Origin of the sequence: Pseudoduganella sp. R-31, from assembly GCF_049913235.1 — a bacterium.
Taxonomy (GTDB): domain Bacteria; phylum Pseudomonadota; class Gammaproteobacteria; order Burkholderiales; family Burkholderiaceae_D; genus Rugamonas.
In genome coordinates this window covers 4,310,094-4,327,262 of record NZ_CP183986.1, presented here as the reverse complement: position 1 = coordinate 4,327,262, position 17,169 = coordinate 4,310,094, and the positions used below count along the sequence as shown (strand labels likewise).

Genomic DNA, 17,169 nt, shown 5'->3' with positions numbered 1-17,169 from the left:
TAAGCCTGCGCTATACTGGGACCCATGGAAAACTTGCATATCGTCTGCCCCCACTGCGACGCGGTCAACCGCGTGCCTTCGGTACGCCTGGAAGAAGAGGCTACCTGCGGCAAATGCCAGCGGCCCTTGTTTACTGGCCATCCGGTGGACCTGTCGACGGAGCGTTTCCTCAAGCATATCGAGCGCAACGATATTCCTGTGCTGGTCGATTTCTGGGCGCCGTGGTGTGGCCCGTGCCGCACGATGGCGCCTTTCTACGAGCAGGCGGCCCAGCACCTCGAACCCTATTTCCGTGTGGTGAAGGTTAATACCGAGGCGGAACAGCAACTGGCGGCGCGCTATGTCATCCGCAGTATTCCTACGCTGGCGGTGTTCAAGGGTGGCCGCGAACTGGCGCGCCAGGCCGGCGCAATGGACAGCAAGAGCATCATCGCCTGGGTGCAGCAGCACTTGCGTTAGAAATGCGCCAGCCAGTTCCTGATTCCGTCCAATGAGCGGAAGTCGGCCACCGAGCGGCAGGCAATGCCAGGGTGGCGTGCCAACAACATCTTCGATAGAGCACTTCCTGGCCCCAGTTCCAGCGCTGCGGTGATTCCCCGCTCGGCGCAGGCATCCATGCAATCTGCCCACAAGATTGCTTCTGCCAACTGACGGGAGAGATGGCCAATTGCCGTCGCCTTGTCGCGTACGGGCGCGGCGTCGATGCCGCCCAGTACCGGCGCCTGCAGCGTACCGAATGCTTCCTGGGAGAGCAGGCTTGCGAAGGGTTCGACTGCGGCCCGCAAGTAGGGTGTGTGCGAAGCGACTGCGACCGGCAACTGTGCGATGCGCGCGCCGGGAATCGCCAGGGATGCAGCATTCGCGGCGGGACCGCCGGCGATGCAGCTGTCTTCCCCTGTTTCTATCGCGATGTGGAAGCCGTGAGCTGCAAGCTGGGGCCGCAGCGCTGCTGTCCGGCGTCCGCTGATCGCGAGCATGGCTTGCGGGCTGTCGCCTGCGACGCAGGCGTCCATCAGTGCGGCGCGCTGTGCTGCGAGGGCGACGGTGCGTTCCGGAGTGAATGCGCCTGCCACGCTGTATGCTGTCAGTTCGCCGATGCTGTAGCCGGCCACCAGCGCCGGCTGCGGGCAATCGCGGCGCAATGCCTCCCACATGGCAAGGCTGCTGGCAACGATGGCTGGCTGGACGTTGTGGTTGCTGAACATCGCTGCGGGGTCGCTCAAGCCGGGCAGCATTGGCGCCAGTTGTGATAGCAGGGCCGCGCCGTGCGGGTCGCTACGGGCCAGGTCGTACATGGCGGCATGCTGGCCGCCCTGGCCGGGGCACAGGATCAGCAAGCGGCTATTCATGGCGGTGGCAGGGTTGTCAGGCTGTGCACCAGGCAGCATGCGGCCAGCAGGTCGGCGGCGCCGCCCGGCGACAGGCGCTGGGCGATGAAGCGCCGGTGGCAATCCAGCGCATGCTCTTGCCATTGCCGGTTTGTGGTGCCTCCCTGTCGCAGGAAGTCGCGGGCGGCATGGCGCACCGTGCCGGCGCCTTGGGCCCCGCCGCGGTGGTAGATGTTGGTGTCGCTGATATGCGCCATCAGGGCGAAGATGGCGTCGACGCGGGCGTGCAGCATGGGGGCGCCACGCGCCAGCGTGTCTTGCAGCGCGGGCAGGCCGACTTCGAATACCGAGGGCAGGCCGAGCGCGCCTTCTTCGCGGGCGCCGCTGGCGGCATGCCGGGCGGCGGCTTGCTGGCCATGCGAGTCACCGCTGGCATGCGTATGGGCAGCCAGCTCTTCGCCCCAGTGCAGCAGCAGGGCGGTACGCAAGGCGGCTGGCGTCAAGGTCATGCGCAACGCGCGGACGCGGCCCATTGCGGCGCACAGCAAGCCGAGGGCGAAGATGGCGCCGCGGTGGGTGTTGATGCCTTGGGTCGCGGCCATCATGCGCTGTTCGGCGGCGATGCCGAGTCTTTTGAGTTCCGCAAAGGGAACGCCGTCGTAGCCCGCCCTGCAGATGCGGGCGAAGTAGTGGCGCAGCGAGAACAGGCTGCGCATGAAGGTGTCCGCATCCATGTCGGCATGGCTGCCGTTGTCGACGAAGGAGACCAGGCCGGGCTTGGGGTAAAGGGCCAGTTCGTGGTACAGGCTGCGCACTGCGCGCAGGGCGACTTCGCGGGAGAGCGCTTGCGCTGGATGCCGGTGTGCGGTAGGGCCGGCGCTGCGCCTGAGCGCAGCCGCCATTGCGCGGGCGGCCTCCGTCGTGCGGATGGCGGAGGTGGTCATGCAGGCTCCAGTTCTGCGCGCAGCTCGGTCCGCGTGCCGAGCTTGACGCTGGCATGCGACTTGACCAGCACGCGTTCGGTGTGGGCGTGGGCGTTGAGCCATTCTTTCCAGGCCACGGCCTGGCCGCTGGGGAAGATGATTTCGCCGTCCAGCGGCAGTTCATCGAGGAAGCCGGCAAGCAGCAGGGTGCCTGCGTCCAGTTCGAGGCTGTCCCGGGGGCGGAACAGCAGGTCGATGTCGGAGGCGTCACGCAGGTAGGCCTGGCCCGTGAGCGCTTGCAGGGCGAGCGAGCCGAATACCCGGACGTCAAGGCCTGCACTGGCCGTGGCCAGGCGGGCGAACGGCGCTTGCCAGCCTGCGGGCAGGGCATGGACCACGGCGTCCAGCGCCATTGGTGCGCTGTGGCGGGCGATGTGCCGGGCCGGGACGCGTAATGGCAAGCGCAGTTTTGCTGCGCTGACCGGGTCGGGCGGGGCCGCCAGGCCAAGGCAGATCTCGCCGGCAGGCTCGCCCGCGTGCCCGCTGGCGCTTGCTGGCGCTTGCGCTGCGTCGTCCCGGCGGCGCACGACCAGCGGCCAGTCGCAAGCGGCCCAGCGGGCAATCGCTGCGTGGGCGGGCGTGCCCTGTGTTGCCGTGGCCAGCACATCCTGCCAGCCGTCGCGCGTCAGCCACGCCAGGTCATGCCGCGCGTGCATTGCTGCCGCCGATGATGGCTTCGATGACCGGTTGCGCTGCCTTGCGGCCGCCCCGCAGCAGGCCGAGGGCGCTGCGCTGGTCTTCGCGCGGCGCATTGTCGATGGCGTGCGCGAGGTGGGCGGCAAGGTCGCCCTCCCAGATTGCCTGCAAGCCGCCCATGCGCAAGTAGTTCTCCGGCCCCGGCGCGAACACGGGATTGCTGCGCGCCAGCTCCACCAGTTTTTCTTCCGGTACCTTGGTGATGCGCGCCATTGCAGGCAAGCCCATGACGCGGATCGTGGCATCGGGCAGGGCGTAGCAGGCATCTGCCATCAAACCGCTGGTGATGAAGCCGCCGGACAATGCCTGGTCGTACACCAGCCCGATGATGCGGTGTCCCATGTGGCGTGCGAGGTCGATGCACTTGCCCAGGTGGGCCATGTAGCTGTTAATGCCCAGCATCTCGTCGCGATGGCGCAGGCGCTGTCCCTGCGTGTCGACCAGCAGCACGATAGGGCGGCCTGGGTGGCTGCGCACCGTCGCCAGCACGGCTTTGGCCTGTGCCAGGGCGATTTCCACGCCGATCGGCGCATGGCCGGTGGTGCCGATTACGCTGACGTCCTGGCCCTCCACGCGTGCGCTGCCGTTCAGGAATTGCTCATGTTCGACGATGTCATGCCCGCCGGGGAACAGGGCGTCGGCCAATATTTTCCAGTCCATGGTCATGCTCCCAGTCGGCAAGGCGCCGCGGCGGCGGTGAAGGAATCGATATCGAGCATTGGAACGTCGTGGGGGGCGGCGATGCCCAGCGCGGACCAGATATCAGCCGGGTCGCGCAAGCCGCCAAAGCGTTCGATGCGTTGCTCCAGCATGGCCTGTTCCGCTTCCAGGGCGGCCAATGTCAGTTCGACGGTGCCGCTGCTCGCTTCCTCGATGGCGTCCAGCGCAGCCTGGCGGAATGCGGAAATGCTGTCTTCCACGATGCGTTGCACATCACCCATCAGGTAGCGGTGTTTGCCGCCCGTGGTGCGCCACACGAGGGCGCGGTCGCGCGAATCGAATTCCTCGACGCCGCTGGCGGTTTCAATCACCTCCGGGCCCGACATGGCCAGCCGGCCCTCCTCGGATATCACCAGCGAGTTGGCGCATCGCGCCACGATGCCCATGCCGCCGAAGGCGCCGTTGGAGCCGCCGATCAGCACCACCACCGGAACGCCGGCTGCACGTACATCCAGCACGGCGCGCATCACCTCCGACACTGCAATCAGGCCGGCGTTGGCTTCGTGCAGGCGCACCCCGCCAGTTTCCAGCAACAGCAGCACGGCGGCAGGACGGTCAAGCGCGGCGCGCCGCAGCAGACCAACCAGCTTGGCGCCATGGACTTCGCCCACCGCGCCGCCCATGAAGCCTCCCTCCTGCGCGGCGGCAAAGACGGTCAGTCCGTCGAGGGTGGCGCGGCCGACAACCACGCCGTCGTCGAACGCCACCGGTGCATTCAGTTGCGCCAGGTGCGGGCTGACGACGCGCTGCGCAGGACCGATGAATTCCTCAAAGCTGTCGAACAGCGCCAGGCGCTCGCGCGCATTGGCCTCCAGGTAGCTGCTCATTGGCCTTCTCCCAGCATGGATTCCACTGCCTGGTCCAGCCGCAGGCTGACCACGGCCGGTGTCGCGCCCATATCGTTGATGGCAATGCGCGTGTCGGCCAGCTGCCAGCGTTCGTGGAAGTCGGTGATCACGGCCTCCCAGATCGGGCCGAAGCCGACGGCGGCGGTCTGGATGCCTACCTCGCAGGCACCGCCCAGCGGCGTGCTCTCGATCAGCACTTCCAGGTTGCCGGAGCTGACCACGCCGACAATGCGCGGTTCGGCCGACAGCGCGCGGCGGCCCTGTTCGAATCGGTACTTGAGTGTTTCCATCTTGGCTCCTACCAGTTGCGGAAGCGCTTGGGCGGGTCATACAGGCCGCCCGACGCTCGCACGAGGTCTTTCATGTTCTTTGCCGCCAGCAGGTCGCGCGTGGCATGGCGCTTGTCGATGCCCAGGTCTTCGGCACGCGTGATGATGCCGCGCTCGCGCAAGTTTTCCACCATGCGCTTGTCGCGTTGCAGCCCAACCGGTGTGTAGCCAGCCACGCCGCGGATTGCCTGCTCGCGCTCTTCCGCATTGCGGCACAATAGCAGGTTGGCAATGCCTTCCTCGGTCAGGATGTGGGTCACGTCGTCGCCGTAGATCATCACCGGCGGAATCGCCATCTTGGCCTGTTCGCCCAGTTCCCAGGCGTCCAGGCGTTCGACGAAGGCCGGCTGCATGTGTTCGCGGAAGGTCTCGACCATCTGCACCACCAGTTTCTGGCCGCGCGGGATGGCGCCGCTGCCCTGGCGTGCCTGTTCGCCGGCCTTGAGCCATGCCGGACTGGCGTGGCGCCGGCCCCGCGCATCCGCGCCCATATTGGGCGCGCCGCCAAAGCCGGAGATTCGGCCCAGCGTCGCGGTGGAGGAATTGCCGGCCAGGTCGATCTGCAGGGTCGAACCGATGAACATGTCGCAGGCGTAGTGGCCGGCGGCCTGGCAGTAGGCGCGGTTGCTGCGCATCGAGCCGTCCGAACCGACCGCGAAGACGTCCGGCCGGGCGCGGATATAGTTTTCCATGCCCAGTTCGGAGCCGAAGGAATGGATCGACTCCACGAAGCCCGCTTCGATTGCTGGAATGAGGGCGGGATGCGGGTTGAGCGCCCAGTTGGTGGCGATCTTGCCGCGCAAGCCGAGCGAGGCGCCGTAGGTCGGCAGCAGCAGTTCGATGGCCGCGGTATCGAAGCCGATGCCGTGGTTCAGGCGCTGCACCTGGTATTCGGCGTAGATGCCCTTGATCGCCATCATGGCCATCAGGACCTGGATTTCCGAAATCTGCGCCGGGTCGCGCGTGAACAGCGGCTCGATGTAGTAGGGCGTCGGCGACTGCACGACGAAGTCGACCCAGTCGCCTGGCACGTCGATGCGCGGCAGGTCGTCGACGATGCGGTTCACCTGCACGATCACGATGCCGTTCTTGAAGGCGGTGGCCTCGACGATGGGCGGCGTGTCTTCCGTATTCGGCCCTGTGTACAGGTTGCCGTGGCGGTCAGCCGCTTCAGCAGCGACCAGGGCCACGCGCGGCGGCAGGTCGATGAAGTAGCGGCTGAACAGCTCCAGGTAGGTGTGGATGGCTCCGATATTCAGCTTGCCGGCCGCTGCCAGCTTTGCCACGCGGGCGGCCTGCGGGCCGGAGAAGGAGAAGTCCAGCTGCGAGGCAACGCCGCGCTCGAACACGTCCAGGTGTTCAGGCAGGGCCAGCACCGATTGCAGCATGTGCAGGTCGCGCACGCGCTGCGGATCGAGACCGGCCAGCGCCTGCGCCAGGAAATCGGCCTGCTTCTGGTTATTGCCTTCGATGCAGACGCGGTCGCCGTTTTCCAGTACCGCATGCAGCAGGTCGCCGATGCGGGCTGCCGGCAGCGCCTTGCCTGCCAGTTCGCCGCCGAGCACGCTGCGGGCGCGCGCCAGGCGCTCGTTGCGATTGCGTTGAAGGCTGTCCCACACGCGGATTGGTGCATTCATTTACCTGGCTCCCATGATCATGTCCGGCAGGCCGGTAGCGATGCCAGGGAAGATGCACAGCAGGATCACCGCTGCCACCATCAGCAGCAGGAAAGGCATCACGCCCCAGATCACGTCGCGCAGTGGAATATCCGGCGCGATGTTCTTGATAACGAAGATGTTCAGGCCTACCGGTGGGTGGATCAGGCCCATTTCCATCACTACCGTCATCACGATGCCGAACCACACCAGGTCGAAGCCTGCTTCGCGCAGCGGCGGCAGGATGATCGGCGCCGTCATCAGGATGATCGAGACCGGCGGCAGGAAGAAGCCCAGTACCACTACCAGCACCAGGATGGTCGCCAGCAGCACCCATTTGGACAGGTGCATGCCGACCACCCAGCTCGCAGCCGCCTGACTGATATGCAGGTAGCTCATGACGTAGGAATACAGCAGCGACATGCCGATGATCAGCAGCAGCATGGTCGATTCCTTGATGGTGGAGGACAGGATCGGCGACATGTCTTTCGGCCGCCAGGCGCCGTACACCACGGCGATCAGCACCAGCGCGAGCAGGGCGCCCAGGCCCGCCGTTTCGGAAGGCGTGGCAAAGCCGCCGTACAGCGCAACCATCACGCCGATCAACAGGATGATAAAGGGCAGCACGCGCGGCAGCATTTCCACTTTTTCGCGCAGCGTGAAATGTTCGTCTTCCAGGTAGGCCGACTTGACGCCGCCTTTCTGGTAAGCCGCCAGCGCCAGTTTGTATTCGGTGCGGGCACGGTAGACGGCATAACCGGCAAACAGCAGCACCAGCAGCACGCCGGGACCGATGCCAGCGAGGAACAGGCGGCCCAGCGACTGCTCCGCCGCCACGGCGTACAGGATCATGGTGATCGATGGCGGGAGCAGGATGCCGAGCGTACCGCCGGCCGCGACGATGCCGGCAGCGAAACCGGGCGAGTAGCCGCGCTTGCGCATTTCAGGAATGCCGGCCGAGCCGATCGCCGAGCAGGTGGCCGGCGAGGAACCGGCCATGGCGGCAAACAGTGCGCAGGCAAACACGTTGGCGATACCCAGGCCGCCAGGCACCTTGTGCAGCCAGGTGTGAATGGCTGAATACAGGTCCTTGCCGGCCGGCGACTTGCCGATCGCTGCGCCCTTCAGGATGAACAGCGGGATCGACAACAGGGTAATGGAAGCCATTTCCTCGTACACGTTCTGGGTCACCGTGTCGAGCGAACTGGCGGGCATGAAGAAATACATGAAGGTGGTCGCCACGATGCCCAGCGCGTACGCGATCGGCATGCCGGAGAACATGACCACCAGGGTGACGATGCCGTACAGGGCGCCCAATGTCAGCTCGCTCATTTTGCGGCTCCTTTTTCAGTGATACGAGCCAGCACTTGCAGCAGGATCTGCAGGGTCAGCAAGGTCATGCCGGCCGCCATCATGGAATAGGGAATCCAGAGCGGCGGCGCAAAGGTGGAAGTGGTGGTCTGGCCGTCGACCCAGGCCTCGTGCCACAGCGTCCACGATTTCCAGGAGAAGAAGGCGCAGAATACGAAGGAAAGCAGGTCGACGACGAACAGGCGCACCGCATTGGCCTTGGGCGGCAGGATCGCAGCCAGCGCCTCGATGCCGATATGGCCGCGGAAGCTTTGCACATAAGCGCAGCAGAAGAAGGTGACGCCAACCAGCATGAAGATCGACGCTTCGTCCTGCCAGTCGGTCGGCGCGTGGAAGAAGTAGCGCGACACCACGGAATAGGTGAGGATCAGGGCGGTGGTCACCATGGCCACCATGGACAACACGAGCAGGCCCTGGTTCACTTTCGCCAGCAGCATGCCGACCGTCGAAAGACCGGGCGTTTGCGGCAAGGCCGCCTCCTTGGGCGGGTTGAGTTCGAATCCTTGGCTCACAGCGTTTTCTCCGCGAGGGCCAGCAGTTTCGCGCAGTTGTCGTTGCGTTCGCCGTAGTCCTTCCACGCCGTGGTGCGGGCGATGGCTTGCCATTTCTTGACGGAGGCTGCGTTCAGGTCGACCACCTTGGCGCCGGCCTTCTGGTAGACGGCTGCCACTTGCGTGTCGTCGGCCTGGGCCGCGGTCTTGGCGAAGGCTTCCAGTTCGGCGCCAACGGCCATGATGGCGGCTTGCTGGTCTTTCGGCAGGCGTTCATAGGCGGCGCGCGACATCATCAAGGGCTCGAACATGAACCAGTAAGCGGTGCCGCGCCCGGTGGTCAGCGCTTTCGATACTTCTTCGAGGCGGAAGGAAATCAGGGAAGTGGAGGAGGTCAAGGCCGCATCCATCGCGCCGGTCTGCATGGCGGCGTAGATTTCGTTGGATGGCAGCGACACCACGGCGGCGCCGGCGGCTTTCAGGATCAGGTCCATCTCGCGCGAGCCGCCGCGGATCTTCATGCCCTTGGCATCTTCGGGATCGACCACCGGCTTGACGCGCGAAGCAACGCCGCCTGCCTGCCAGATCCAGCTCACCAGCACCACGCCTTTTTCCCACAGCAGCTGGGTCAGCGCCTTGCCGATCTCCTGGTTTTTCCAGCCGTAGCCTTGTTCATACGACGTGACCAGGCCGGGCATCAGGCCGATATTCACTTCCGGGACTTCGCCGCCTGCGTAGGACAATGGCACCAGCGACAGGTCCAGCGCGCCCTTGCGCATGGCGGAGAACTGGGCGTTGGTCTTCATCAGCGAAGATCCTGGATAGATCGCGAACTTCAGGGCTCCCTTGGTGCGCTTTTCGACTTCCGCCGCGAACATGCGGGTCAGCCGGTCGCGGAAGTCGCCTTCGGCCAGGGTGCCGCCGGGGAACTGGTGCGAAATCTTCAGCGAGCCTGTCTGGGCCCAGGCGGTTTGCAGCCACAGCGGGCTGGTGGCGAGTGCGGCAAGAACGGACCTGCGGGTCATCTGGGACATGTCATCCTCCAAGGGGTTAAGTATGCAGCTTTGTTTTTTATGTATACAAGAATATCTTCGCCGAATACATTGTCAAGTGAAATATGCGTCTTATAATGGAGTCACATATACATACCGAAGTTTTAGTTCCATGACGAAACATTCTTCCACCCTGCGGGAAACCATCGAGGAAATGATTGCGATGGGCGAGCTGCAGCCAGGGCAGCACCTGGACGAAACGGAACTGGCGACCCGCTTCGGCGTGTCGCGCACGCCAATCCGCGAAACGCTGATCCAACTCGAATCGATGGGCCTTGTGGTGATCCGGCCACGGCGCGGTGCAATCGTGGCCGAACTGGGGCCGCAGCAACTGGTTGAAATGTTCGAAGTGATGTCCGAGCTTGAAGCGACCTGCGGCCGCCTGGCTGCGCGCCGCATGACGCCGGAAGAGCAGCAGGTCCTGCTCGCGGCCCACGAGGCATGCAAGGCCGCGGTGGAAGCGCAGGAGCCGGACGAGTACTACTACCGCAACGAGGCCTTCCACGAGGCGATCTATGCCGGCGCCCACAACAGCTTCCTGTTCGAGCAGACGCGCAGCCTGTACCGGCGCCTGCGGCCATACCGCCGCCTGCAGCTTCGCGTGCGCAACCGCATCGGCCATTCGTATTCCGAGCATGAGGGCGTGGTGCAGGCCATCCTCGCGGGTGACGGCGACAAGGCGGCCGAGCTGCTGCGCGGGCACGTGATGATCCAGGGGCAGCGCTTCTCGGACTTGATGGCATCGCTGCCGCAACTGACCAAATCCGCCGCCTGATAATAAATAAAGATTTTCGTTTACTTATTGTCGGGCGCTGCGTATATTGGAGGGCATGAACAATCTCCTCCTCATCGCGGCTACCTGCCTGCTTGGCTTGCTGTCCACTACGGGCGCATCACTGCCATATCCCATCCTGCCGCCGCTGTTCGCGGCAGAAGCCCACAATAGCCTGAACAACTTCCTCGGCCTGCCGCCCAAGCTGCTGTTCGGCATCGCGCTGACGGTGAACCCGATCGGCCTGGTGATCGGCTCGGCGCTGCTCGGGCCTTTGTCCGACCGTTATGGGCGCCGCCCGATCCTGCTGGCCACTGCCCTCGGCGCAGCGGCGGGCCACGCGCTGACCGGTCTCGCGCTGGTGACGCAGTCCTTCCCGCTGTTCATCCTGGCGCGCTTCGGCACCGGCCTGCTGGAAGGGAACGGCGCGGTGGCGCGCGCCCTGGTGGCGGAAAAGCTGGAGGGCCCGCAGCGCATGCGCGCGTTGTCGCTGGTGAATGGTTCGCTGCACCTGGGCTGGCTGGTAGGCCCGGTGCTGGCCGGTTTCACGCTGGGTTTCGGCATTACGGTGCCGTTCTGGGTTGCCGTGGCAGCGCTGATGCTGGCTGCGGCGCTCGTGGCGATGACGGTGCCGCGCGCCGCCAAAGCGCCTTCCGATGGCGTCTCCTGGTGGCAGGTGGCGCGCTCGCATCACGCCATGCATCTGTTGCGCGTCCCTGAACTGCGCACGCTGTTCATCGTGCAGTTGGCGCTGACCTGCGGCATCACCGGATTCTATGAATACTACCCACTGTGGCTGGTGGAGCAAGGCGGCTACGATGCACGCGGCATTGCGACCATCAATATGGCGATGTGCGCGATCATGACGCTGGCCGCTATCATCGCTGGCCGGCCGAGCAGCATGGCACCGCTGCACCGGGCGAGCTGGCTGGCTTTCGGCCTCGCTGCTTCAGTGGCTGGTGTTGCGCTTGGCAACCTGTGGATCGGCATGGTGGCGATCTGCCTGTTCGGGCTGCCCAACGCTTTCTATAACGCGACAGTGCAATCCTGGGCGGCGGACCGCTTCGCGGCACACGGACAGGGCTCCGTCATGGGCCTGCTTTCGATGACGTTCTGCTTCGCGAATATCTTGATGGCGGCGATCGGCTCCGTGCTGACGCTGGTCGATACCCGCCTGATCCTGTTGCTCGGCGCCGTGTTGGCGGCGTGGGCAGGCTGGCGCCTGCGCGGTTGGCGTGGAGAGTTGGCGGCGGCGCCTGTGCAGCGCGGGCTGGCTGGCACTGAAGGAGCCGGCGCATGAATACCGCCGACCAGATCCTTTTCCTGCTGAAGACGCGCGGCCCGCGCACGGCGCAGCAACTGGCCGAGTTGCTCGACCTGACTTCGATGGGCACGCGCCGCCACCTGGAGGCGGCGGAGGAACGTGGTTTCGTGACGTTTGAAGATGTGGCGGAAAAAGTCGGCCGCCCGTCGCGCCGCTGGCTGTTGACCGACGCCGGCCACGCGCGCTTTCCCGACCGTCACGCCGACTTGACGCTGCAGCTGATCACGCAAGTGCGAGCCCTGTTCGGGGAAGATGGCATGGATAAGCTGATCACCGCCCGCGAACAGGCCAGCGAGGCTTTCTACCGCGAAGCGATCGGCGACGGCACGGCATTACCTGAACGCGTGCAAGCCCTGGCGCTGGCGCGCGACGTGGAGGGCTATATGGCCGAAGTCGAGCAGCAAGGCGACGGATCGCTACTGCTGGTTGAAAACCATTGCCCGATCTGCGCCGCAGCCCGCGAATGCCAGAATTTCTGCCGTTCGGAACTCGACGTTTTCCAGCGCGTGCTGGGTCCTGGATGCCAGGTGCAGCGCGAGGAGCATATCCTGGCGGGGGAGCGCCGTTGCGCCTACCGCATCAAGCCAGTGTGACAGCATTTCCAGCGCTGGTGTAGAGTAGGGGTAAACCCAACGGAGGCGCCCATGGATGACGCGATCAGGCGGCAGTTTGTCTCGGAAGTGTGGAAGCGATTTGTCGAGGTGCAGAATTGGGCCATTGCCAATTGGCCCGACAGCGAACATCCGCTCAGCACTTCCGACTTTGTCGAGGGCCGCAAGGAAATCCTCGGACTTGGCTTGCCGCCCAACCTCAGGCCGGGGCACGAGAAACCGCAGGCCGCGCCCGAGCCTGAGCAAGGCGGCCCGCAATATCAGGAAGTGACGCCGGCGCCCTGGCCCTGAGCCTGGCCATGCGTGGCGCCGAGGTAGGTGGCGTAGCTGACCACCAGGCAAGCCACCAGGCCGAGCGCCAGGTGTAGTGCGCTGTCGAACAGCAGCGGCGCCACCAGTCCGGACACCAGTGCAAACAGCATCATCTGCAGGAAGGACTGCATCGACGCCGCCAGTCCGCTATTTTGCGGGAACAGGTTCATGCCGGCCAGCGTCAGCGGCGGCATCGCCAGCGCGAGCGAGAACGAGAACAGGAACAGCGGTAGTACGGCCCACGGCACGGTCGCGGCAAAGAACCAGTTGTAGCCCACGTTGAGCGCAGCGGCAATGGCCATCAGCACAAAGCTCAGGCGAATCAGCTTCGCCGGAGGCATGCGGTGCGCCAGCTTGCCGCTCATCGTTGCCCCCAGCACATGGCCACTGATCAGGGGGATGAACAGCCAGGCAAATGCAGTTTCCGGCAGCTTCAGGATATGCATGATGAAATAGGCGGCGGAGCCGATATACAGGGCAAAACCGCCAAAGGCCGCGCCGAGCGACACCGACAGCAGGAGGAACTGGCGGTGCTTCAGCACCATCCAGTAATTGCGTGCGATGGCGCCCAGGTGCAGCGGGTGGCGCTTTTCCTGCGGCAGGCTCTCCGGCAGCCAGCGCCAGACGGCAACCCACATCAAGACGCCGAAGGCGGCAAGGAACCAGAAGATCGAACGCCAGCCGAAGGAAACCTGGAGCCAGCCGCCCAGCACGGGAGCGATTGCTGGCGCCAGGCCGAACACCATCATGATGTTGCCGAGGATTTTCTGAGCTTCCATGCCCTCGAAACGGTCTTGCACGATGGCGCGGCCGATCACGGAGCCGGCGCCCGAGGCCAGCCCTTGCAGGATGCGGGCGCCAAGCAGGAAGCCGAAGGAGCCGGCCAGGGCGCCGCCCAGCGAGGCCAGGACGTACAGGACCAGCGACCACAGGATGACCGGGCGGCGGCCGAAGCTGTCCGACAGGGTGCCGTAGAACAGCATCATGAAGGCGAAGGTGAACAGGAACAGGCTCAGGGTCTGCTGGATCGCCATCGGGCTGGCGTTGAAGGTCTCAGCGATGGCCGGGAACGAGGGTAAATAGGTGTCGATCGCCAGCGGGCCGACCATGGTCAGGCCGGCCAGCAGCAGGGTAAGCAGGATATTCTTCATGTGATGCCCGAGAGTGAGCGCGCTATTTTAAGGGAATCCCGGAGTCTGTGCTTATGACTGGAAAGCATAAGCTTGTGCGAACAGCTTCTTTCGCTTTTTAATGTAATTTCGATATTCTTGTGCCTTATGGCTATCGACTCTTATGGCGCCTCAAGCGGCGCAGCGCGTTGGGACCTCGACGAGGTGGTACACCAGTTGCGCGTATCGCGCGAAGCGACCCACAATATCCGCCACCAGCGTCGCGTGCGCGAACTGCCTTCGCGCGCGGAGCTGGTACAAATCCTCGAGGGCTTGTCGGCGGCCTTGTTCCCGACACATTACGGACGCCCGAACCTGACCGACGAAAGCATCGACTACTTCGTCGGCGATACCCTGAACACGACGCTGGACCGCTTGCACGAACAGGTGCGGCGCGGGCTTCAATTCGGCGCAGAAGTGGCGGAGACAGAGGAAGACCAGGCGCGCGCAGCCCTCGGCATCACGCGCGCCTTCGCCGCCTCGCTGCCGCAGATCCGCGCCCTGGTCGTCTCTGATGTGCAGGCTGCCTATGCCGGGGACCCGGCCGCGACCTCGATTGCGGAAATCCTCCTGTGCTATCCAGGCATGGTGGCCATCCTGCACTATCGGCTGGCGCATAGCCTGCACAAGCTCGGCGCGCCTTTCATCGCGCGCATCGTCAGCGACATCGCCCATTCGCGCACCGGAATCGATATCCACCCGGCGGCACGGATCGGCGCCAGCTTCTTCATCGACCACGGCACGGGCGTGGTGATCGGCGAAACCACCATCATTGGCGAGCGCGTGCGCTTGTACCAGCACGTCACGCTGGGCGCCAAGCGCTTCCCGGCCGACGAATCCGGGCAGTTGATCAAAGGGACGCCGCGCCATCCAATCGTGGAAGATGATGTGGTGATCTATGCCGGCGCCACCGTGCTGGGACGGATCACCATCGGTGCCGGCTCCACTGTGGGCGGCAATGTCTGGCTGACCCAGAGCGTGCCGCCGAACAGCAATGTGTCGCAGGCGCAGATGCGCAGCGATTGTGAGGGGGATACCTCGAAAGGGTGATTGTTTTTCGCTCCAGACTGGTGCCTACTATCGAAAAAGTCGATCAGTAGCGCGCACATTATGCGTTTTACACTGATCGGTTGTCGTCGCATAATGGGCCGTCATTCCCAACCTGGAGTTCTTACAATGAAAAAACTGATCGCCTTCGCCCTCGCCGCCGGCTTCTCCTTCGCCGCATCCGCCGCACCTGAAACCTACAGCATCGATCCAATGCATTCCTTCTCCCGCTTCGAGTACAGCCACTTCGGCTATTCGACCCAGGTGAACAAATTCAATAGCACGACCGGCAAGATCCAGATCGACCGCGCCGCCAGGACCGGCTCGGTGGAAGTGACCATCGACCCGAAGTCGGTCAATACCGGCTCCGACCTGTTTAACGGACACCTGCAAGGCCCCGACTTCCTCGATTCCGCCAAGTACCCGGCCATCACCTACAAGTCGACCAAGTTCCTGTTCAACGGCGACAAGGTGGTGGGCGTGGAAGGCAACCTGACCATCAAGGGCGTGACCAAGCCGGTGAACCTGGAAGTGACCTCCTTCCAGTGCATGCCGCACCCGATGCTGAAGAAAGACGCTTGCGGCGCCAATGCGATCGCCAAGATCAAGCGTTCCGATTTCGGCGCCGGCAAATACGCCCCGCACGTCAGCGACGAGCTGACCCTCGGCTTCTCGATCGAATCGATCAAGGAATAAGTCCATGAACAGACCGTTGCTGGCCGCAGCCTTGCTGGCTGCCGGTCTGTCGCAGGCCTATGCGACAGACATGATCATCACGAACGGCAAAGTCGCCACGATGGCGCGTGAAGGCAGCTTCGCGCAGGCAGTAGCCATCAAGGGCGGCGTGATTACTGCGGTGGGCAGCAATGCCCAGGTGCTCAAGCTGAAGAAGCCTGGCACGCAAGTAATCGATGCCGGCGGCCGCACGGTCATTCCCGGTTTGAACGACTCCCACCTACACATCATCCGCCAAGGCCTGAACTACAACGCCGAGCTGCGCTGGGACGGCGTGACTTCGCTGAAGCGCGCCATGCAGATGCTGCGCGAGCAGGCCGCCCGCACGCCGGACGGAGCATGGATCAAGGTGGTGGGCGGTTTCAACGAGTTCCAGTTTGAAGAAAAGCGCCTGCCGACGCTGGAAGAACTGAATGAGGCGGTGCCGGACAAGCCGGTATTCATCCTCTACCTGTACGGCCTTGGCTTCGTGAACAAGAAGGGCATTGAAGTCCTGGGCTACGACAAGGACACCAAATACAAGGACGGCGTGGTGGAGCTGGGCACAGACGGCAAGCCGACGGGCCTGCTGGTCGCCAAGCCGAACGCGATGGTGCTGTACTCCACGCTGGGCAAGACCGGCGCGCTGCCGCGCGATCAGCAGCTGAATTCCACCATCCAGTACTACCGCGAAATGAACCGCCTCGGCGTGACCAGCGCGATCGACGCTGGCGGCGGCGGGCAGGCTTATCCAGACGACTACGCGGTCAGCCTGGAACTGGCCAAGGGCGGCAAGCTGGCCGTGCGCACTTCCTACTATCTGTTCGCGCAAAAGCCGGGCAAGGAACTGGAAGACTACCAGCGCTGGCTCACGATGACCAAGCCTGACCGCAACGACCATATGTTCTACGCCAACGGCTACAACACCGAAGGGGCAGGGGAGAACCTGGTGTGGAGCGCAGCCGATTTCGAAAACTTCCTCGAGCCGCGCCCGGAAATGCCGGGCCATATGGAAAGCGAACTGGAACCGGTGCTGCGCCTACTGGTGAAAAACCGCTGGCCGTTCCGCATCCACGCCACATACGGCGAATCGATCGAGCGCGACCTGGCGGTGATCGAAAAGGTCAACCGCGAAATGCCGTTCAACGGTTTGCGCTGGTTCTTCGACCACGCCGAGACCATCACCGATGATCAACTGGCGCGTGTGAAGAAGCTTGGCGGCGGCGTGGCTGTGCAAGACCGCATGTACTTCCAGGGCGAGCATTACGCCAAGCGCTATGGCGCGCAGGAGCGCCAGATGCCGCCGATCCGCAAGATGCTGGAGATGAAGATTCCGGTCGGCCTAGGCACGGACGGTACCCGCGTATCGAGCTATGGCCCGTGGCCGTCGATTTACTGGGCGGTGACCGGCAAGACCGCGGGCGGCATGCCGATGTGGCAGGCCAGGGACCGCCTGAGCCGCTACGAAGCACTGAAGCTGATGACCCAGGGCAGCGCCTGGTTCAGCGGCGAAGAAAAGCTGAAGGGTCAGATCGCCAAAGGCCAATACGCCGACCTGGTGATCCTGCCGAAGGACTATTTCAGCATCCCTGAAGCCGAGATCAAGACGCTGGAAAGCGCGCTGACCGTGGTGAACGGCCGCATCGTCCACGCCGGCGCCGACTTCGGCCAATACGCCCCCGAGTTGCCGCCCGTGCAGCCCGAATGGAGTCCAGTCAAATACTACGGCGGCTACCAGAACCACTAG

19 protein-coding genes are annotated in these 17,169 nt (G+C 64.2%); 8 read left to right on the top strand and 11 right to left on the bottom strand.

The genetic code is table 11. The features are described 5' to 3' along the window. The first annotated feature begins 24 nt into the window (after positions 1–24). Positions 25–459, top strand: coding sequence for a thioredoxin TrxC (trxC, locus tag ACN9MY_RS19525; protein ID WP_426162169.1), 435 nt, complete (start codon positions 25–27; stop codon positions 457–459). On the opposite strand, the gene ACN9MY_RS19520 is transcribed toward trxC, so the two are convergent. The 10 genes from ACN9MY_RS19520 to dctP are packed head-to-tail and all read right to left on the bottom strand — an operon-like array spanning position 456 to position 9,455. Further along, the gene (locus tag ACN9MY_RS19520) at positions 456–1,388 is read right to left on the bottom strand and encodes an ACP S-malonyltransferase (protein WP_426336000.1); all 933 of its coding nucleotides are present in this window, start codon (positions 1,386–1,388) and stop codon (positions 456–458) included. The genes trxC and ACN9MY_RS19520 overlap by 4 nt on opposite strands. Then, entirely contained in the window at positions 1,346–2,272 is a 927-nt protein-coding gene (gene mdcB, locus ACN9MY_RS19515) for a triphosphoribosyl-dephospho-CoA synthase MdcB (RefSeq protein ID WP_426335999.1), read from the bottom strand. The genes ACN9MY_RS19520 and mdcB overlap by 43 nt, the downstream gene beginning before the upstream one ends. Beyond that, entirely contained in the window at positions 2,269–2,967 is a 699-nt protein-coding gene (gene mdcG, locus ACN9MY_RS19510; protein ID WP_426162166.1) for a malonate decarboxylase holo-[acyl-carrier-protein] synthase, read from the bottom strand. The genes mdcB and mdcG overlap by 4 nt, the downstream gene beginning before the upstream one ends. After that, entirely contained in the window at positions 2,951–3,667 is a 717-nt protein-coding gene (mdcE, locus tag ACN9MY_RS19505; RefSeq protein ID WP_426162165.1) for a biotin-independent malonate decarboxylase subunit gamma, read from the bottom strand. The genes mdcG and mdcE overlap by 17 nt, the downstream gene beginning before the upstream one ends. A gap of 2 nt (positions 3,668–3,669) precedes the next feature. Then, positions 3,670–4,554 (bottom strand): biotin-independent malonate decarboxylase subunit beta, encoded by an 885-nt coding sequence (locus tag ACN9MY_RS19500; RefSeq protein ID WP_426318352.1) that lies wholly within the window; start codon positions 4,552–4,554, stop codon positions 3,670–3,672. After that, complete coding sequence (gene mdcC / locus ACN9MY_RS19495) at positions 4,551–4,865, bottom strand: malonate decarboxylase acyl carrier protein (RefSeq protein ID WP_426335998.1); 315 nt, start codon at positions 4,863–4,865, stop codon at positions 4,551–4,553. The genes ACN9MY_RS19500 and mdcC overlap by 4 nt, the downstream gene beginning before the upstream one ends. An 8-nt stretch (positions 4,866–4,873) precedes the next feature. Then, positions 4,874–6,541 carry a malonate decarboxylase subunit alpha gene (gene mdcA, locus ACN9MY_RS19490; RefSeq protein WP_426335997.1) on the bottom strand — a complete coding sequence of 556 codons (1,668 nt, stop codon included), beginning with the start codon at positions 6,539–6,541 and terminating at the stop codon, positions 4,874–4,876. Further along, a complete protein-coding gene (locus ACN9MY_RS19485) occupies positions 6,542–7,891 on the bottom strand; it encodes a TRAP transporter large permease (RefSeq protein ID WP_426335996.1) in 1,350 nt (449 codons plus the stop codon). It lies immediately after the preceding gene. Then, positions 7,888–8,442 (bottom strand): TRAP transporter small permease, encoded by a 555-nt coding sequence (locus tag ACN9MY_RS19480; protein ID WP_426335995.1) that lies wholly within the window; start codon positions 8,440–8,442, stop codon positions 7,888–7,890. The genes ACN9MY_RS19485 and ACN9MY_RS19480 overlap by 4 nt, the downstream gene beginning before the upstream one ends. Next, the gene (gene dctP, locus ACN9MY_RS19475) at positions 8,439–9,455 is read right to left on the bottom strand and encodes a TRAP transporter substrate-binding protein DctP (RefSeq protein ID WP_426162159.1); all 1,017 of its coding nucleotides are present in this window, start codon (positions 9,453–9,455) and stop codon (positions 8,439–8,441) included. Before dctP ends, ACN9MY_RS19480 begins: the two co-directional genes overlap by 4 nt. Before the next feature lie 130 nt (positions 9,456–9,585). Between dctP and ACN9MY_RS19470 the strand changes: the two genes are divergently transcribed. From ACN9MY_RS19470 to ACN9MY_RS19455, 4 genes are read left to right on the top strand one after another with little or no spacing between them, the layout of a single operon-like run. Beyond that, positions 9,586–10,248: a GntR family transcriptional regulator gene (locus ACN9MY_RS19470; protein ID WP_426162158.1), complete on the top strand. Its 663-nt coding sequence runs from the start codon at positions 9,586–9,588 to the stop codon at positions 10,246–10,248. A 55-nt stretch (positions 10,249–10,303) separates the two neighbouring features. Beyond that, the gene (locus tag ACN9MY_RS19465; protein ID WP_426318348.1) at positions 10,304–11,545 is read left to right on the top strand and encodes an MFS transporter; all 1,242 of its coding nucleotides are present in this window, start codon (positions 10,304–10,306) and stop codon (positions 11,543–11,545) included. After that, entirely contained in the window at positions 11,542–12,162 is a 621-nt protein-coding gene (locus ACN9MY_RS19460) for a helix-turn-helix transcriptional regulator (protein WP_426335994.1), read from the top strand. Before ACN9MY_RS19465 ends, ACN9MY_RS19460 begins: the two co-directional genes overlap by 4 nt. 51 nt (positions 12,163–12,213) lie before the next feature. Next, on the top strand, positions 12,214–12,471 hold the full coding sequence (locus ACN9MY_RS19455; RefSeq protein ID WP_426162155.1) for a hypothetical protein: 258 nt from the start codon (positions 12,214–12,216) through the stop codon (positions 12,469–12,471). On the opposite strand, the gene ACN9MY_RS19450 is transcribed toward ACN9MY_RS19455, so the two are convergent. Continuing rightward, a complete protein-coding gene (locus ACN9MY_RS19450; protein WP_426162154.1) occupies positions 12,441–13,643 on the bottom strand; it encodes a multidrug effflux MFS transporter in 1,203 nt (400 codons plus the stop codon). The two genes, ACN9MY_RS19455 and ACN9MY_RS19450, sit on opposite strands and share 31 nt — an antisense overlap. A gap of 126 nt (positions 13,644–13,769) precedes the next feature. On the opposite strand from ACN9MY_RS19450, the gene epsC reads away from it, so the two are divergent. The 3 genes from epsC (at position 13,770) to ACN9MY_RS19435 (ending at position 17,169) form a co-directional block, all read left to right on the top strand. Further along, positions 13,770–14,711 carry a serine O-acetyltransferase EpsC gene (epsC, locus tag ACN9MY_RS19445; RefSeq protein ID WP_426335993.1) on the top strand — a complete coding sequence of 314 codons (942 nt, stop codon included), beginning with the start codon at positions 13,770–13,772 and terminating at the stop codon, positions 14,709–14,711. 126 nt (positions 14,712–14,837) lie between these two features. Then, a complete protein-coding gene (locus ACN9MY_RS19440; protein ID WP_426335992.1) occupies positions 14,838–15,404 on the top strand; it encodes a YceI family protein in 567 nt (188 codons plus the stop codon). Between the two features lie 4 nt (positions 15,405–15,408). After that, positions 15,409–17,169: an amidohydrolase gene (locus tag ACN9MY_RS19435; protein ID WP_426335991.1), complete on the top strand. Its 1,761-nt coding sequence runs from the start codon at positions 15,409–15,411 to the stop codon at positions 17,167–17,169.